The following is a 17657-nucleotide window of genomic DNA, read 5'->3' as shown; positions in this document are numbered from 1 at the left end:
AAGGGGCAGCGGCTTAAGGGATAGCCGGCGGCGCGGTGCCCTGGACGCCAGCCAGGCCAAGTATGGTCAGCATGACGTTCTGCGGCGCCGCGAAGGCATTGGTCGGCGCCCACCATTCGTTTTTTTCCGAGTGGTAGCCGCCGGAGCTGCCGCCGGCCGGCATGGTGATGGCCGGGATGCCAAGGCTCATCGGCAGGTTGGCGTCGGTCGAATGCGGGCCGTCGAGCAGCGCGGGCCGGCCTTGCGCGCTTGCCGCCGCCAGCGCCAGCTTGACGATCTTCGCGTCCTTGGCCATCTGGCCGGCCGGGCGGTCGCCGATTAACACGATGTCGGCGCTGATCGCTTTGCTGTTCCAGCGCTGATTGGTTTCGTCCACGCCCTGCTGGATCGCCGCCTTGATGCGGCGCTCGGTGTCGGCCAGCAGCGGCGCGTTGGCCGAGCGGATGTCGACCAGCATGCTCGCTTCGGCGGCGATGCTGTTGACCGATTGCCCGCCCTGGATCACGCCGACGTTGAAGGTCACCTTGGGTTCGGACGGCACGCGCAGATCGTCGATGCGGGCGATCGCGCGGCCCGCCGCGTGCACCGCCGACGGCAGGCCGAAGCCCTCGTAGCTATGCCCGCCGGGGCCGCGCACGGTCACCTTGAAGCGACGGCTGCCGGTGCCGATGTGGGTCACCGGATCGCCGTCCGCGCCCAGCGCCGGTTCGAGGCCGACGAAGGCCTTGATGTCCTTGCGTTGACTAAACAGGTGCTTGACCCCTTTAAGGTCGCCCAGGCCTTCCTCGCCGACGTTGGCGACCACCAGGATGTCGCCCACGGGCGCCACGCCGGCGTCGCGCATGGCGCTGACGATCACCAGCATCGCCGCCAGCGAACGGGCGTTGTCGGCGATGCCGGGCGAGTAGAAGCGGCCATCTTTTTCACGCACCGTCAGGTCGGTGCCCGCCGGGTAAACGGTGTCGAGGTGCGCGGCCAGCACGATGGTCGGTCCCTTGCCTGCGCCGCGATAGGTGCCCAGCACATTGCCTGCTTCGTCGAGGTGCACGTCGTGCAGGCCGGCCGCCTTCATGCGGGCCGCGTAGTCGGCCGCGCGCGCCGACTCGGCGAACGTCGGCGCCGGGATCGCGTTGATCGCCAGCGTGTTGGCGGTGGTCGTGGGCTCGTTCTTTTCGATATAGGCGAGCGCGCGTTTCACCGCCGGCTGCGCGGCGATGCGCGCCATGGTCCGCTGCTCGTCCTGCGACTGGGCCGGCGCCGCAATGGCCGACAGGCCGACGGCCAGGATGGCGCCGATGGTGCGGAGGTTACCGATGGTGCGGGCGGTTCGGGGCATGGAGTTCCTGTTGAGGGTTAACGGAGTGTTGCGATCATCGCCAGCAGGGCGTCGACATCGACCGGCTTGACGAAATAGTGGTTGAAGCCCGCGTCCTTGGCCAGTTCGCGGTCCTCGCGGCGCCCGTAGCCGGTCACCGCCACCAGGGTGGCGTTGGCCGTCTGCGGCAGCTTGCGCAAACCGCGCGCCAGATCGTTGCCGCTCAGGTCGGGCAGGCCGATATCGAGCAGGCACAGTTGCGGCGCGACCGCCTGGGCGATCTCCAGTCCCGCGTGCGCGGTATGCGCGAGCAAGACCTCGTGGCCGACGGTCTCCAGCAGCAGCTGCAAGGTTTGTGCGGCGTCGATGTTATCGTCGACCACCAGCACGCGCAGCCTGGTTTGCGGCGCGGCCGCCGGCTTGGCCGCCACCGGCGACTGCGTGCCCACCGTGCCGGGCAGCCTGATGGTGAAGGTGCTGCCTTTCTGATCGCCGCCGCTGTCGACGACCACCGTGCCGCCATGCAGTTCGACCAGGGTCTTGACCAGCGCCAGTCCCAATCCCAGCCCGCCCTGCGAGCGGTCGGAATTGCGGTCGGCTTGCGCGAACAGCTCGAACACGCGGCCGCGCAGTTCGTCCGACATGCCGATGCCGTTGTCGCTGATGACCATCTTGACTTCGCCCGCCTCGGCGCGCACCAGCAGCCGGATGGCGCCACCGGCCGGCGTGTACTTGGCGGCGTTGTTAAGCACATTGACCAGCACCTGCACCAGCCGCTTATGGTCGCCCATCACCTGCAACGGCGTCTCCGGCAGCACCAGGTCGAAGCGGTGCTGCTTGGCGCGCATCATCGGGTCGGCCTGTTCGATGGCGTCGGCGACGACGTCGGCCACGTTCAGCGGCACACGCGTCAAGGTCACCAGCCCGCGCGTCACGCGCGAGACGTCGAGCAGGTCGTCGACCAGGCGCGTCATGTGGGTAACCTGGCGCACGATGATGCCGGCGGTGCGTTCGACCGACTGCGGGCTGGCGTTGCCGCTCTGGAGCAGCTGGGCGCCGGCGCTGATCGGCGCCAGCGGATTGCGCAGTTCGTGCGCCAGCATCGCCAGGAATTCGTCCTTGCGCTGGTCGGCCTGGCGCAGCTGCGTTTCGGCCAGCAGGTGCTGCCGTTCCTTTTCCTGCAGCGCGGCGGCCATGGCGTCGAGCGCGCGCGCCAGCTCGCTGATCTCCTCGTTGCCGTAGGCGATGCCGCTGCGCGCGCCGAGCGTGCCGGAGGCGATGCTGTTGGCGGTGGTGGCCAGCCGCTTGACCCGGCGCAGCACCAGCACATCGCCGACGAACCACGCCGCCAGCAGCGCCAGGATCAGGGTGGCCGCCAACGCCATCAGGTCGAGCTTCTGGTCGCGGCGGGCGACTGCGGTGATGTCGTTGGCGGGAATGCCGATGGTGACGGTGTAGTCGGACAGGCCGTTGTTGCCGACCCGGGCGAAGCGGTGCAGCCGCTCGACGCCGTCGGGGCCTGTCAGCAGCACCGGCTTTCCCGGCTCGCCGGCCATGGCCGCGCGCATCTCGGGCCACACCTGTTTGCCGAACCACTGCTCCGGATGGGGTTTGCGGGCGATGATGTTGCCGTCCGAATCGGCCGTCATCAGCAGGGAGCCGGGCGGCAGCTGGATGTCGGCGACGAAGCGATCGAGCTTGGTCAGGTCGAGCGCCGCGAACACCACCGCCTGCACCTGCTGGCCCTCGTCGAGCAACGGATAGGTGAGGTTGACGGTGTGCTTCTGGATCACGCGGCCGAAGATGTAGCCGCCGGCGACGAAGCGGCGCAAATGCACGGCGCGGCGGAAATGCGTGCGGTCGCCCAGATTGACCTTGGTCTTGGACGGCACGGCGGTGCAGGTGACGTCGCCGTTCAACTGCACCAGCCCGAAATTGGCGTAGTCCGGATTCTGTTTGTGGATATTGGCCAGCAGGCGGCTGCAATGGGCCTGGTCGCCCATCAGATCGGGCACGCTGGCCAGGTCGCGCAGGATCTGGCGCGCGCTCTCGATCGATTGCGCCTCGTTGGCGGCGGCCAGGTTGGTCAGCTGCTGCAGGTTTTCCTCGGCCACGCGGATGGCGTGTTGGCGTTCGCGCACGCCGCTGACGATGGTCATCACCGCGATCGGCGCGATCGCCAGCGCCACCAGCAGAATCAGCCGGCTGCGCAGGCTATTGAGTTGGAAGAGGAGGAAGGCCACAGCGGATCAGCGGGCGCGGTGCAGCACGTTGCCGAAGTCGATGATGGCCCTGACACCGCGCCGCAGCGTGGCCACATCGTCCGAAATATAGCCGATACGGATATGCCCCGGCATGCCCAGCGCCTCGCCCGGCATCACCGCCACCGAGCGCTCGGCCAGCAGCCGCTCGGACAGCGCGGCGGTGTCCATCGTCAGCGCGGAGACATCGGCCCACAGATACGGTCCGGAGGCCGGGCAGCGCATCGTCAGCCACGGCAGGCCGGCCGTCAGGTCGAGCACCAGATCGCGGCGCGCGCGGTAATCGGCCAGCATCGCGCGCGGTTCGCCCGATTCGAACGCCGCGGCCATCGCCAGCTGAATCAGCATCGGCGTAGCGGCGGTGATCGGGCCTTGCAGCGCTTCCATCGCCGATACCAGGTTGGCCGGCGCCACCGCGAAGCCGGCGCGCCAGCCCATCATGGCGTAGCTTTGCGAGGCCGAGAACAGCGTGACGACGCCGATCCCGCGCCAGTCGAAGCGCGCGGCCAGGCTGATATGCGCGCCGTCGAAAATCAGCTTTTCGTAGCTCTCGTCGACGATGGCGTGGGTGCCGGTGCGTTCGAGCCAGGCGCCGATGCAGTCGATTTCGGCGGCGGCCAGCACCGCGCCGGTCGGGTTGTGCGGATTGTTGATCAACAGGACCTTGGCCGGCGGCAGGCTGTCGAGCAGTTCGGTGGTGATCGCGGCGGGCAGGTCGACCAGCACCGGCTCGAGTCCCAGCAGTTTGCTGGCCGCCACGTAGGCGGGCCAGTGCGGCTTGAAGATGATCACGCGGTCGCCGGGATCGGCCATCACATATAAAGCCTGGTACAGCGCCTGCTTGGCGCCGTTGGTGACCAGGATCTCGGCCGGTGCGGCGTCGATGCCGTTCTCGTTGACGACCTTGGCGGCGAGCCGGGCGCGGATCGCGGCGTCGCCGACGACCTCCGTGTAGGCCAGCGACGGCTGGCACAGGGCTTCGCGGGTGGCTTCGAGCACCGCCTCCGGCACCTGGAAATGCGATATCGCGATGGAAAAATCGACCACATCCTCGCCGCGCGCCTTCATGGCGGCGACCCGCCCATGCATGGCCGTTGTCGCCAACGGCCTGGAACGCGCGATGCGTTGGGAAATTTCCATATTGATATCCCTGAAGCAAATGTTTCGATGAATTATTTTACTTCAGTTATACCAGCAGCAACGCACGGAATGCAGAGACTGGTTCCGGATGTTATCCTTGCCAAGTTAACCAACGAGGATTGTATGAAGTTCCCAACAAAAGCTACTGTATTAAAAACAACGACCAGCGCTGGCGTCGTGGCGCTGGTACTGGCCGCCGGCGCGCCGGCCGCGCAGGCCGAAGACATCATTAAAATCGGTCACGTCGCTGCCACTTCCGGCCCCATCGCCCACCTGGGCAAGGACAACGAAAACGGCGCCCGCATGGCGGTCGATGAGCTTAACGCCAAGGGCGTGGCCATCGGCGGCAAAAAGTACAAGATCGTGCTGCAGGCGGAAGACGACGCCGCCGATCCGAAGCAGGCCACGGCCGCCGCGCAAAAACTGGTGGACGCCAAAGTGCAGGGCGTGATCGGGCACGAAACCTCCGGCACTTCGATTCCGGCTTCGCGTATTTACTACGACGCCGGTATTCCGCAGATCTCGCCGTCGGCCAGCAATCCGCAGTACACGCGCCAGCGCTACAACACCACGTTCCGCAACGTCGCCAACGACGAGCAACTGGGCGCCGCGCTGGCCCGCTACGCCATGCAGCAGGTCAAGGCCAAGCGCATCGCCGTCATCGACGACCGCACCGCCTACGGCAAGGGACTGGCCGATGAATTCATCAAGAACGTCAAGCGGGGCGGGGCGGCGTCCGGCTCGAGCATCGTGTCGACCCAGTTCACCAACGACAAGGCCACCGACTTCAGCGCCATCCTGACGGCGGTCAAGGCGACCAAGCCGGATATGATTTTCTTCGGCGGCATGGACGCCGTGGCCGGCCCGATGCTGCGCCAGATGAAGCAACTGGCGATCCCGATCAAGTTCATGGGCGGCGACGGCATGTGCTCGGACTCGGTGCCGCGGTTGGCGGGCAACGCGATGAGCGACGGGCAGGTGATTTGCGCGGAGGCGGGCGGGGTGGAGCCGTCGCAGGAAAAGGGCATGGCCGATTTCCGCGTCGCCTACAAGAAGCGTTACGGGATCGAGGTGCAGACCTACGCGCCTTACACCTACGACGCGTTGATGACGATGGTGGCGGCGATGCGCAAGGCCGGCTCGCCCGATCCGGCCAAGTACCTGCCGGAGCTGGCGAAGATCCAGTACAAGGGCGTGACCGGCAATATCGCGTTCGACGCGCGCGGCGACGTCAAGGACGGCGTGCTGACCATCTACACGTTCAAGAACGCCACGCGCGAGAAGCTGGCGGTGGTGAAGTAAGACGATAGCGTGTCGCCCGTTTCGACTTGGCGACACGCCTCAATGGACTCGGCGATGGACCCGGCCATCAGGCGCCCGGTGGACCGCCGCCGGGGCCAGGTCCGCCCGGGCCGCCCGGACCCATGCGCGGTCCGAAACCGCCGCCTTCGCGCTCGGACGACGAACCGCCGGGGCCACCGAAGCGGTATGACAATCCCACGTAGAATACGCGGCCATCGAAGCGCCGGGTGCTTGTTTCGCGCAGGGTGCTGCTGTTGATGACCGTCTCCATCTTGTTCTTATCCAGCACGTCGGTGACGTTGGCCACCAGGCTTAGTTGCGGCGTCAGCGCGTGGCGCGCGCTCAGATTGAGCGTGCGGTTCGGCGAGCGGTAGCCCTGGCCGGACAAGGTCTTGCCCATCATCTGCAGCGCCATCTGCATCTGCGTGGCGGCGCTGTACTGGTAGTTCAGCCGCAGCCGGCCGCTGAGCGAATTGGCGGTGCGCGTGCTGTACACACCGGTGTCGTCCTGCGAGCGCTGCTGGCTGCGCGCCAGGTTGCCGCTGGTGTTGATCGTCAGGTTGGGCAGCAGCTTGCCGCTGACGGTGAATTCCAGGCCGCTCGAGTGGCTGCCTTCGCCGTTTTGCTTGGTCGTCAGCAGCACGTTGTTGGCGATGAAGTAGCGGTAGTCGACGATGGCGTCCGAATCCTCGCGGTAGTAGGCGCGCAGATTGGTTTCCAGGCCGGCGACCTTGGTCTCGTAGCCCACTTCGAACGAATCGGTCTTGGTCGGCATCAGCTGCGGATTGCCGGCCGAGACGTTGAATTCATCGCGGTAGACCTGGTAGGGATTGAGGTCGTTGGCGCCGGGACGGCGGATGCGGCGCGCGTAGGCGAAGCGCATATTGGCCGTGTCGTTGACCTTGTAGGTCGCGAACAGGCTTGGAATGAAGTTGACGTAGCTGTTCTTGTCTTCCGTGCCGCTGGTGATCTGGCGGATGTCGATGTCGGTGTACTCGGTGCGCAGGCCGGCCAGCGCGCCCCAGTTTTCGCTCAGGCGCATCTGGTAGGAGCCGTACAACGCCAGCACCGTCTCATCGACTTCGAAGCGGTTTGTGCGCGCCGGGTTGACGATGGCGGCCGACGTCAATGGATCGATGTCGGTGTACAGGGTGTCGAACGTGCTTTTGGTGCTGGCGGCCTTGTAGCCTGCTTTGGCCGAGCCGCCCCACAGCGGCCGCTCGTAGTCGCCGGTGAAATCGACCACCTTGATGGTGGTGTCGCTGTGCTGGAAGGCGCGCGTGTCGGCCAAGCCCGGCGTGGCGTAATCGTTGGCGTAGTGGCTGTCGTTCTCGTTGTCCGACGAGGACACGCGCAGGTCGATCTTCAGCGACTCGCCCGGCAGCTCGCCTTTGTGGTCGTAACGTCCGCCCCAGCTGTAGTTCTTACTGTCCCCTTCGCGCGCGGTCGTGCGCACGTAGTCGCGGGCCGGGCTGAACGCGGTGGCGCCGTTGAGGTAGCGGTCGGTGCCGCGCTGGTCGTTGGTGCGGCCGTTGTAGGAGGCGCTGCCGGTCAGCGTGTCGGTCTGGTTGAGGTTGTAGCTCACGGTGCCGTTGGCGCCGACCATGTCGTTGAGGCCCTTGCCGACCGACGACTGGCTGCTGTGGACGAACTGGCCGGTGGACGGATCGAGGCGGTCGCGGCTGACCTCGGCGGTGGAGTCGCGACCGTCGTGGCGCACGTTGAGGCCGCCCTGGAAGCCCCACGCGCCCTCGTTGTAGCTGCCGTTGACGGCGCTGTTGTAGCGGCCGTCCTTGCCGGCGTTGGCGTTGACGGTGCCGAAGCCGCCCGGCTTGCGGTTGCGGCGCATCACCAGGTTGAGGATGGGGCCGCCGCCGCCCTCGTTGCCGAACTGCGCGCCGGGGTTGTTGATGACCTCGACCGATTCGATATCGTCGGCGCCCATCGCCTGCAGCGCCGCGCCGCGGTTCTCGCCTTGCAGCATGGCCGACGGCTTGCCGTCGACCAGGATTTGCACATTGCTGCTGCCGCGCAAGGTGACGGTGCCGTCCGGATCGACGGCGACCGATGGCACGTTGTTGAGCGCGTCGGCGGCGGTGCCGTTGGAGCTCGAGACGTCGGATTTGACGTCGTACACCTGGCGGTCGATGCGGTTGGTCGGGCGCTCGCCGGCGACGGTGACGGACGGCACGACGGCCGCGTCCTTCGCGGGCGCGGCCGTGGTGGCGGCCGGCTTGGCGGCCGGTTTCTCAGCCGTGGTTTGTGCCACGGCGCCGAGCGGCGCTGCCAGCAGCACGCCGAGCGAGCCGACGGTGAGGCACTGGGACAGGAGTTTCTTCTGCTTCTTTTGCATGAGGCTGGCGGGCCGCCGGGCGGCGCCGTCTTATATGATGTCGGAAGCCTGCTATTTTACAGAAGGCCCATGCCGAATATTGCCATTTACAAATCTTTACCAATATGAAGCTTGCGCAAACAAGCAAACCGTTGTTTCCCGGCGCTCCCGCCAAAACCCGGGCCACGCTGCCGGGGTCAAGTCTGTCATTCGGACACGGGCTGGTCCATCGAAGCGCGATCTTGGATGGGCTCGTGTCCGAATGACAGACTTGACCCCGGTCTGTCTTTTGGCGGAGCCGAATCGTGTCGCTCGAGTACGGCGGGCGCGTTAAAATGGCGCCAAGGAGAATGACCATGGCACAAGGCGTCGCACGCATCGGCAGGGATATTTATAAGACATCGATCGAGGTCGGCGGCCACGCGCTGACCGGCGACGAACCACCGCGCAACGGCGGCGCCAACGCCGGTCCGGCGCCGTATGATTTCATCCTGGCCGGATTGGCCTCCTGCACCGCGATCACCTTGCGCATGTACGCCGACCGCAAGCAGTGGCCGATGGAGGCGGTCGACGTCGCGCTGCACCTGGCGCCCGCCGACGACGGCGCCCTGCGCATCAAGCGCGTGCTGACTTTCCACGGCGCGCTCGACCCCGAGCAAAAAGCCCGCATGGCCGAAATCGCCGAGAAGACGCCAGTGACGTTGACCTTGAAAAGCGGCGTGCGCATCGATACCAGCGTCGCCTGACGTCGTCCAAACCGCCGTTCACGTATTGAACTGGATCAGGAAATCCTACCAGCCTGAAGTGGAACCAAATCGAGCTGTGCCTCGTCTAACTGAGGCAAGTTGAACCATACCCATGGTTTTTGTTCGATTCGACGTTCTTACCAAAGGGCTTGATATGAACCTGACTAAACTTCTGGCGGGACTGCTTGGCGCGGCCGCCAGTTGCAGCGCCACCGCCTCTCCGCCAGCCGCCAACGGCGTCATGGAATTTCCCAACGTAACTGTTGTCGCGCAGCCCGCGCCAGAGTCCGGGCGAGCGGCGCCGCCGCCGCGTGCCGGCATGACGGCCTACAAGGACCCGACCACCGGCAAGCTGACCGCGCCGACGGCCGGGCAGGCGACCGCATTGATCGTTCCGCCCAAGGCCGCCGCCGCCGCAGCCGCCGCCTCCAGACCCGCGCTGACCCGGCCGCCGCACGGCGGCGTCGCCGTCAAGCTCGACGAGCGCCACGAGCGCTACGCCGTGGCGCGCAAGGATGCCGCCGGCATGGTCGCCGCGACGTGCGAACCAGACAGCAAGCTGGGAGAGCATGATGAAAAATAAACTCATCGCCATCTGCGGCGCGCTGGCCATGCTGTGCTCGGCGGGCAGCTGGGCCGCCGCCACCATCACCATCGTCAACGGCGATCCGGCCGGCGTCGGCTTCAACGACCCCACGCCGGCGACGCCGGTGGGCGGCAACAGCGGCACCACCGTGGGCGCGCAGCGTATCAACGCGTTCCAGCAGGCAGCGAGCATCTGGGGCGCGACACTCGACAGCAGCGTGCCGATCCGCGTGCTGGCGACGTGGGAAGCCTTGCCCTGCAACGACACCGGCGCGGTGCTCGGTTCCGCCGGCGCCCTGCAGGTGTTCGCCAACTTCCCCGGCGCGCCGCAACCCGACGCCTGGTACGGCGAGGCCGAGACCAACAAGCTGGTCGGCTTCGACGCCGATCCCGACCTGCCCGAGATCCGCGCCCGCTTCAACGTCAACCTGGGCCAGCCCGGCTGCTTCACCGGCTCGCCGTTCTATCTGGGGCTGGACAACAACCACGGACCGTTGACCGACCTGGTGGCGGTGCTGCTGCACGAGTTCGCGCACGGCCTCGGCTTCCAGACCTACACCGACGACGCCACCGGCGAGCTGCTGGCCGGCATCCCCAGCATCTGGGACTATTTCCTGCTGGATACCGCGACCAACAAGTTGTGGAAGGACATGACCGACGCCGAGCGCGCCGCGTCGGCCCGGCGCGCCGGCCGGCTGGTATGGAACGGCGCCAACGTCACCGAGGCGGCGCAGCTCGTGTTGCGGCCAGGCACGCCATTGCTGACGATATTGTCGCCGTCGCGCGTGGCCGGCGTCCGGCGGATCGGCGTGGCGCAGTTCGGGCCTCCGCTCGCCAGCCCCGGGGTGACCGGCGAGGTGATGCCGGTCATCGATACCCCGCCCGACACCGGTCTGGCGTGCACGCCGCTGTCGGCCCCCAACGTTCGCGCCGTCCAAGGCAAGATCGCGTTGATCGACCGTGGCGGGTGCACGTTCGTCGAAAAGGTCAGGAATGTGCAGAACGCCGGGGCCATCGGCGCCATCATCGTCGACAACGCGGCAGGCACGCCACCGCCGGACCTGGGCGGCGACGATCCGACCATCGTCATTCCGGCGGTGCGCATTTCGCTGCAGGACGGCGCCGCGCTGAAGGATGTGCTGGCTACGCGTTCGCGGACCAAGTCGGGCCTGTTCGCCAACCTCGGCGTCAATTTGGCGGTGCGCGCCGGGGCCGATCCGTCGGGGCGGGTGCTGATGTACGCGACCGATCCCAATCTGCCCGGATCGTCCGTGTCGCACTACGACATCAGCGCCATCCCCAACCAGTTGATGGAGCCGTCGATCAACGACGACCTGTCGCACAAGGTCACGCCGCCGCGCGATCTGACGTATCCACTGCTCAGGGACATCGGCTGGTGACGCCGTAAACCACGCGCGCCGCGGGCGCCACGCCACCGCCCCGGCCAACACGCCCGGGCGGTGCGTTGGCGTACATACCAAGGTGGCGTCCTTGTCTACTCTTTCCCCAGTCCCGCTGAATAGAAAGAGTGTCCATGGCAGCCCCCAAAAACAAGCAAATCAACGACCTTCTGCGCAAGGTCTTCGGCATCGAAGCGCTGCGCGACGGCCAGCGCCACGTCATCGACAGCGTACTGGCAGGCCAGGATACGTTGGCCGTCATGCCGACCGGCAGCGGCAAGTCGCTGTGCTACCAGTTGCCGGCGCGGCTGTTGAAAGGCGTGACGGTGGTGGTGTCGCCACTGATCTCGCTGATGAAGGACCAGGCCGAGAAGCTGGAGGAGGCGGGCATCGCCAGCGCCGCGCAGATCAATAGCAGCCTGTCGCGCGTCGACGAGCTGGCCGCGCTCGAAGGCATCGAAAGCGCCGACAAGGACATCGTCTTCTGCACGCCTGAGCGGCTGGTGACCCCGGAATTCCTGGCGCTGCTCAAGAACACCGAGATCGCGCTGGTGGTGATCGACGAGGCGCACTGCATTTCGCAGTGGGGCCACGACTTCCGTCCGGCCTACCTGGAGATCGGCGCCGCGCTCAATGCGCTGGGCCGCCCGCCGGTGCTGGCCCTGACCGCGACCGCCACCGACGGCGTGATCGCCGACATCCGCGCGCAATTGGGCAGGCCGCGCATGGCCGTCATCAACACCGGCATCTACCGCCCCAATCTGCATTACCGCGTGCGCCAGGTGACCAATCCCGGCGAAAAGGGCGCGCAGGCGCTGCAACTGGTGCGCGAGACCGCCGGCGTGGGCATCATCTACGCCGCCACCGTCAAGGCGGCGGAGGAGATGTACGACATGCTGCGCAACGCCGGCGAAAGCGTGACTCTTTATCACGGCAAGCTGAAGGCCGCCGAGCGCAGCGAAAACCAGAACCTGTTCATGAGCGGAGAGCGGCGCGTGATGGTAGCGACCAACGCCTTCGGCATGGGCATCGACAAGAGCGACACGCGCTTCGTCATCCACCTGCAAGTGCCGGCCAACCTGGAGGCCTACTACCAGGAATCCGGCCGCGCCGGGCGCGATGGCCTGGACGCGGAGTGCACGCTGTTGTACTACCACGCGGACAAGCGCTTGCAGCAGTTCTTCCTGATCAAGCATTATCCGACGGCGCAGGAACTGCGCGCCGTCTACGAGGCGGCCGTGGCGTCGGAGCAGATGACGTTCACCGAGGCGGATCTGAAGCCACGCCTGGAGCAGATCCCCGCCAGCCAGTTGAAGATTTGCCTGAAGATGCTCAAGGACGGCAAGCTACTGAAGCGCAACAGCAAGTTGGCTTATCTGCTGGCGAAGCAGCCGAAAGGCCCGCCGAAGATGGCGGAGTTCGAGCGCATGGCGCAGATCTACGTCGACAAGCACGAGCGCGACCGCGAAGGGCTGGAGCAAATGGTGGGCTATGCGCAGAGCGGCTATTGCCGCTGGAAGCTGCTGCTCGATTACTTCGCCGACCTGTCGCCGGGCTTCGAGCGTTGCTGCAAGTGCGACAATTGCCTGTCGCCGCCGTCGATACAGGAAAGCGGGCCGCTGCTGGCGGTCGATGCCGACCCTGCGCCGGCATCGCCACCGCCCGCGCTTCCGGCGCAGCTGAACGCTATGGGATCAGCTCAAACAGCAGCAGTTGCGTAACCTGGTCCTTGCCGAAATTGTCGTCCGAGACCAGCACCAGGCTGGCGTGGCCGTTCGGCAGCACCGGACCAAGCGAGATGCCTTCCAGGTTGTCCACCCGTGGCAGCTTGAGCTCATTGACGTCCAATACGAGGCGCTTTTTCAGCGGCGTGTAGGCCGAGCCCTTGAGCGTCGCCAGGTTGCGGATATCCGTGGCGCCGTCGGTGGTGATCTCGTAAATGCGGACGAAATCCTGGAAGCTGCCGTCGTCGGCCTGCACGCCGGAGCGCTCCATGACCAGCACCCGGCTTTCGCTCAGGGCGAGAATTTCGGAGATGCCGTTGTCGGCGAACTTGCCCTGGCCGGGAGAAGCCGGAATCGCATCGAGCGGGTAGGCGAACTGCCCCAGCACATTGCCGTCGCGTTCGAAGTGGGTGATGCGGGTGAAGGCGCCGGTGCGCGGGTCCGGCAGCGCGCCGTCCTGGATCATCGGTCCTTCCATCGACACCCACAGCGAATTCCCATCCGGCGAAAAGCTCAGGCCTTCGAAGCTTTGATTGTTGCGCGGTCCGGACTTGCCGTCGGCGGGCACGTTGAACATCGCCGGCAACGGCAGCTCCGACAGGAAGGCGCCATCGGCTTTGGCGTGGCGCACGAACGGCGGCAGGCGGGCCGGAACATCGCCTTCGCTGGAGTACCAGATGCTGCCGTCGCGCGGATCGACGCGGGCCGACTCCAGGTCGGGTACCACGCCGCCATGCCGCTTGAAGTTTTCCTTCGACGGATAGGCCTTGCCATCCGGTTGCAGCAGCGTGACGACGCTGGTCAGCTCGACGGACTTGAACGACTTGTCATCGTACGCGAGCCGCGCGCGGTAGTAGCGCGCCGGATTGTGCTCGGAGCGGTCGTCGGAGATCATCACCCAGTCGCCACGGGCGGCGTCGTAGTCGATGCCGGACAGGCCGCCCACCATCGTGCCCTGGAATTGCACGCGCCACGGCAGCCGTTGTTCGCCGATCAAACGCATCGACGATACCGTATCGGGAATGGTTTTGGCCGTCGGCAGCTGGCTGCAGCCGGCGAGCGCCAGAAGCAGGGATAACGCGCCGGCGAGTGGCCCGAAGGACCGGCGAGGTGGGTGGTAAAGCGTCATAATCTCTTGTCGTAAGCAGCAAAGCCAGCAGTATAACGGAGCCGGCGCTACCGCCGCCGAATGCGCGACATCAGGCCGGCCGCCAGTGCCAACAGCGCGGCGATCCACAGCGGCAGCGCGACCAGTTGCGGCGGCCCGTCCGGCGCCCGCAGCAGCGCCGTGGAGGCGCTGAAGCGCGGCACCTGGTCGAAGTCACGGAAGCCGTAGCCGCCAAGGCAGGTGGCGGGGCAGGGCTGGCGTTCGTCCCCCAGCGCCGCCAGCTGGATGGCGCGCTGGAAGTAGTCGCGCAGCCGCTCCTGGTGGCGCTGCACCTCCGCCATGAATTGCCGGTGGCGCTGGCCGTCGTTGCCGGCGATGCCGGACAGGGCTTGATACGCCAAGGTCACGGGGCTGAAAACGACCGCCTGCTCGAACAGCTCTTGCTGGCGCATCCTCGCCTGTTCGAACTGGCGGTCGACACCGGCCATGACGCGTTCCAGCTCCTGCGCGCGCTGCAGCCGCGACACGCTAGACGAGACCTTCGAGAGCGGGGTGGCGGACGGTTTCCATTCCGGGTGGCTGTCGTAGAAGCGCGCCAGGCTGCCCAGCTTATCGGCGTTGACCTGGTCGCCGGCGTCGCGCAGCGCCTGGACGTAGCGTTCCCGCACCGGCACCGGCGCGCCGATCTGGATGGCCGCCGTCATCGCGCCGGGCAGCAGCACCGCCAGCATCAGCCACGCGCCGAAGCCGGCGAAGGCGGCCGTCATGCGGTTGCCGCACACCGAGCAGATGACGATCGTGACGGCGGCCCAGAACATCGAGTACAGCAGCACCACGCCGGCCCACGACGCCAGCGCCGCCATGCCGGCGCCATCGGCCGGTATGGCGGCGGCGGCGAGCGACGCGGCGCCGACGGCCAGCACCAGCACCAGGCTGGCGGACAGGGCGCGCGCTCCGACCTGCGCCGCCAGCATGCGGCCAAGGCGCACGCCTTGGAGCTGCAAGGCCCGCAAACGCTGGCTCTCGCGGTCCTGCGTCAGCACGGAGGTGCATAGCGCGAGCAGGATCAACGGCCACAAATAGACGACGAAGAACATCAGATCGAAGCGGCCGACGGCCAGCCGCCCCGGATGTTCGATCTCCAGCGCCGTGCGCGCCAGCTCCATCGACTCGGCGCGCACCCGGACGTAGGCGGGCAGCAGGTCGGCCTGGCCAATCGCCAGCGCGGCGCCGGGAACCTCCGGCTTGCCGGCGAAGCCGACATGCGTGCGGAAGGCGTAGCCGCGCACGTCCACCGGCGTCTTGTACCATTGCAGCGCCTTGAACTCGGGCGCCGCCGGATCGGCGAAATAGCGCTTGGCCAGCGCGTTGGCTTCGGCGCGAGCGGTGATTTCCTGGCCGGCGGCTTCGGCCACCGCCCGCCGCTGGTCGCGTTCGAAGCGCGCACCTTCGAACAAGCCGAATCCGGCCAGCGCGAGGGCGACCAGCACCAGGGCGACGGTGCCGCGCTCGCGCAACTGGCTGCGCAGGTCGTAGGCGATCAATGTGAACATCTGTTTCATCGTAGGTTTCCGCTGCGTAGATGGCGCAAGCCGGCGCCGCACAGCAGCAGGCTTGCGATGAAAAGGGCGAGCAGGGGCAGGCCCTGGCGCAACGCCAGCGCCTTCAGGTCGAGCGCCTCGAAGGTGAATATGAACGGCGGTATCTTGTCCCACAGCGCCTGGTCGCCGTCGTGGCGGACGCCATCCTGTTCCGGGTGGTCGGTGATCGCCTGGTTCAACACCTGCTGCATGCGGCGCCGCTGGCGCTCGGCGCCATCGACGAATTGCAGATGGTGGTGGGTGTCGCTGCCCGCCGCCGCGCTGGACAGACCGGCCATCGCGACCGCCGGCGACAGCCAGCCGGCTAGCGCCGAGGCGTCGCTTTGCCGCCGCATCGCGTCGAACAGGCGGCCGTAATGTTGGTCGAAAATGCGGTCGCCGTGCTGCTCGCCGCGCTGCAGACTGATGCCCGCCCAGTTGACCGGCAAGTCCTTGACATCCTTGACGCCATAATCGCGCAGCAGCTGCTGCTTGTCGCGTTCCGCTTGTTCGGGATCGTCCGGCATACCGAGTTCCACGTCCAGGGCGGCGCGGAACTGCTGCATGGTCGGCAGCGGCGCGGCCATCCGCGACAGTTCGACCGCCGCGCGCGGTACCACCAGCGTGGTGGCGGCCCACAAGCCGATCAGCACCGCCAGGCTGGCGCGCAGTGTCGCGGCGCGCGCCGAGACGGCGGCGATCAAGGCGGCCCAGGTGCACAGGTAGACCAAATAGCCGGCCCCGAACAGCAACGCGCGCGGCAAGCCGTCGCTGAATGGACTGCGCGCCTGGAGCGTCCATTCCAGCACGCCGACTGCGATACAGGCCGGCAGCACCAGCACCATCGCCAGGCAAAGCAGCACCGCGGCGCGCGCCAGCGCCAGGGCGCCCAGCGGCGCGGCATTGATGCGCAAGGCCGCCAGCGTGCCGCGTTCGCGCTCCGCCGCGAACATGCCGAAGCCTAGGAAGATCATCGCCATCGGCGCCAGCACCTGCAGCACGAAGGCGGGGTTCAACCGGAACTGGCGGGCCACACCCGGTTCGTCGTTGGCCGGGCGGTACACAAGCTCATTCTGCTTGTGCGCCTCGAGCCACACGCTGGCGCCGACGTAATGCTCTACGCCGGGATCGAGCGCCGCCAGCGCCGACAGGGGTTTGAAGACGTAGACGCCATAGTGTGCCGCCGAATGCGGATACTTCTTGCCTTGTTGCGACCAGCGCTGTTGCTCCGCCTGTTGCGCGATGGCGCGGCCCTCCAGCGTGGCGCGCAGCTCCATCGACGACAACAGCGCCGCGCATACGGCCAGCGCCAGTCCGACGCCGACCACCAGCCACACGCGCCAGTCGCGCCGGCGCTCGCGCCAGTCGGCCTGCCAGGCGCCATGCAGCGCGCGCAGCCACCATTGGCGGTTCGACGTGGCGTCGCGCGCGTCCGGCGTGCCCAGCTCAGGCGCGGCCGGCGAGGATGCCAAGGTAGTTGCGTTCAAGTTCGCCTGCATTCAAATCTCCCAATTTCCATTCACCGGCCAGACGGCCTCCCACCAGCATGCCGCAACGGTCGGCCAGCTCCTGCGCGCGAAACAGGTCGTGCGTCGCCATCAGAACGGCGGCGCCGTCGTCGGCCAGCGCCCGAACCAGTTCACCGAAGGTCACGCTGGCCTCCGGATCGAGGCCGGAGGTCGGTTCGTCCAACACCAGCACCTGCGCGCCCTTGGCCAGCGCCATGACGATGCCGACCTTTTGGCGCATGCCTTTCGAATAGCCGGAGGCCATGCGGTGCCACGCGTGCTCCGGCAGGCCGGCGCGTTCCAGCAGCGCTTCGATCTCCGCGCGGCGCGGCTTTCGCCCCAACAGGCGCATGAAGAACTCGACGTTTTCGACGCCGGTCAGGCGTTCGTAGAGCGCGACGTTTTCCGCGATATAGGCCGCGTGCCGGACCGCCGCGCGCGCCGGCGGCAGGCTGGAACCTGCGAGGCGGATGCTGCCGGCGTCGGCGTCGATGAAGCCCAGCAGGCAGCCAATGGTGGTGGACTTGCCGGCGCCGTTGGGGCCGAGCAGCGCGTAGATTTCTCCGCCCTGCACGTGCAGGTCGAGGCCATCGACCACGGTTCTGCCTTCATAGCTTTTGCTTAGTTTTTCGATGTGTATCATCCGTGCTCCGTGG

The 17657-nt window shown here is 66.9% G+C and carries 13 protein-coding genes; 5 read left to right on the top strand and 8 right to left on the bottom strand.

Annotated elements, in window-relative coordinates; genetic code table 11:
- Positions 1-13: 13 nt before the first annotated feature.
- Genes BMX85_RS14625 through BMX85_RS14615 form a run of 3 tightly spaced genes read right to left on the bottom strand, consistent with a single transcriptional unit; the run spans position 14 to position 4716 of the window.
- Positions 14-1336 carry a M20/M25/M40 family metallo-hydrolase gene (locus BMX85_RS14625; protein ID WP_090319217.1) on the bottom strand — a complete coding sequence of 441 codons (1323 nt, stop codon included), beginning with the start codon at positions 1334-1336 and terminating at the stop codon, positions 14-16.
- A gap of 17 nt (positions 1337-1353) precedes the next feature.
- Positions 1354-3558, bottom strand: a complete 2205-nt coding sequence (locus BMX85_RS14620; protein ID WP_090319214.1) for an ATP-binding protein — start codon at positions 3556-3558, stop codon at positions 1354-1356.
- Positions 3559-3564: 6 nt separating this feature from the next.
- Complete coding sequence (locus BMX85_RS14615; RefSeq protein WP_090319211.1) at positions 3565-4716, bottom strand: pyridoxal phosphate-dependent aminotransferase; 1152 nt, start codon at positions 4714-4716, stop codon at positions 3565-3567.
- 123 nt (positions 4717-4839) lie between these two features.
- Here BMX85_RS14615 and BMX85_RS14610 point away from each other — a divergent pair, with 123 nt between their 5' ends.
- Entirely contained in the window at positions 4840-6018 is a 1179-nt protein-coding gene (locus tag BMX85_RS14610) for a branched-chain amino acid ABC transporter substrate-binding protein (RefSeq protein ID WP_090319206.1), read from the top strand.
- Between the two features lie 67 nt (positions 6019-6085).
- On the opposite strand, the gene BMX85_RS14605 is transcribed toward BMX85_RS14610, so the two are convergent.
- Positions 6086-8371: an outer membrane beta-barrel family protein gene (locus BMX85_RS14605; RefSeq protein WP_090319203.1), complete on the bottom strand. Its 2286-nt coding sequence runs from the start codon at positions 8369-8371 to the stop codon at positions 6086-6088.
- Positions 8372-8706: 335 nt separating this feature from the next.
- Between BMX85_RS14605 and BMX85_RS14600 the strand changes: the two genes are divergently transcribed.
- The 4 genes from BMX85_RS14600 to BMX85_RS14585 all read left to right on the top strand — a co-directional run bounded on the left by BMX85_RS14600 (position 8707) and on the right by BMX85_RS14585 (position 12802).
- Entirely contained in the window at positions 8707-9096 is a 390-nt protein-coding gene (locus BMX85_RS14600) for an OsmC family protein (RefSeq protein WP_090320104.1), read from the top strand.
- Between the two features lie 154 nt (positions 9097-9250).
- A complete protein-coding gene (locus tag BMX85_RS14595; protein ID WP_090319200.1) occupies positions 9251-9679 on the top strand; it encodes a post-PEP-CTERM-1 domain-containing protein in 429 nt (142 codons plus the stop codon).
- On the top strand, positions 9669-11081 hold the full coding sequence (locus BMX85_RS14590) for a PA domain-containing protein (protein ID WP_229210463.1): 1413 nt from the start codon (positions 9669-9671) through the stop codon (positions 11079-11081). The genes BMX85_RS14595 and BMX85_RS14590 overlap by 11 nt, the downstream gene beginning before the upstream one ends.
- Positions 11082-11215: 134 nt before the next feature.
- Positions 11216-12802, top strand: coding sequence for a RecQ family ATP-dependent DNA helicase (locus BMX85_RS14585; RefSeq protein ID WP_090319193.1), 1587 nt, complete (start codon positions 11216-11218; stop codon positions 12800-12802).
- Here BMX85_RS14585 and BMX85_RS14580 read toward each other — a convergent pair.
- From BMX85_RS14580 to BMX85_RS14565, 4 genes are read right to left on the bottom strand one after another with little or no spacing between them, the layout of a single operon-like run.
- Positions 12768-13934: an esterase-like activity of phytase family protein gene (locus tag BMX85_RS14580; RefSeq protein ID WP_090319190.1), complete on the bottom strand. Its 1167-nt coding sequence runs from the start codon at positions 13932-13934 to the stop codon at positions 12768-12770. The two genes, BMX85_RS14585 and BMX85_RS14580, sit on opposite strands and share 35 nt — an antisense overlap.
- A 47-nt stretch (positions 13935-13981) precedes the next feature.
- Complete coding sequence (locus tag BMX85_RS14575; protein WP_090319187.1) at positions 13982-15475, bottom strand: DUF3526 domain-containing protein; 1494 nt, start codon at positions 15473-15475, stop codon at positions 13982-13984.
- A complete protein-coding gene (locus tag BMX85_RS14570; RefSeq protein WP_177196760.1) occupies positions 15472-16980 on the bottom strand; it encodes a DUF3526 domain-containing protein in 1509 nt (502 codons plus the stop codon). The genes BMX85_RS14575 and BMX85_RS14570 overlap by 4 nt, the downstream gene beginning before the upstream one ends.
- Entirely contained in the window at positions 16940-17644 is a 705-nt protein-coding gene (locus tag BMX85_RS14565; RefSeq protein ID WP_090319181.1) for an ABC transporter ATP-binding protein, read from the bottom strand. Before BMX85_RS14565 ends, BMX85_RS14570 begins: the two co-directional genes overlap by 41 nt.
- Between the last annotated feature and the right edge of the window lie 13 nt (positions 17645-17657).

The organism is Duganella sp. CF517 (assembly GCF_900110275.1).
GTDB lineage: Bacteria > Pseudomonadota > Gammaproteobacteria > Burkholderiales > Burkholderiaceae_D > Rugamonas.
This window is presented reverse-complemented; position numbering and strand designations above follow the sequence as displayed.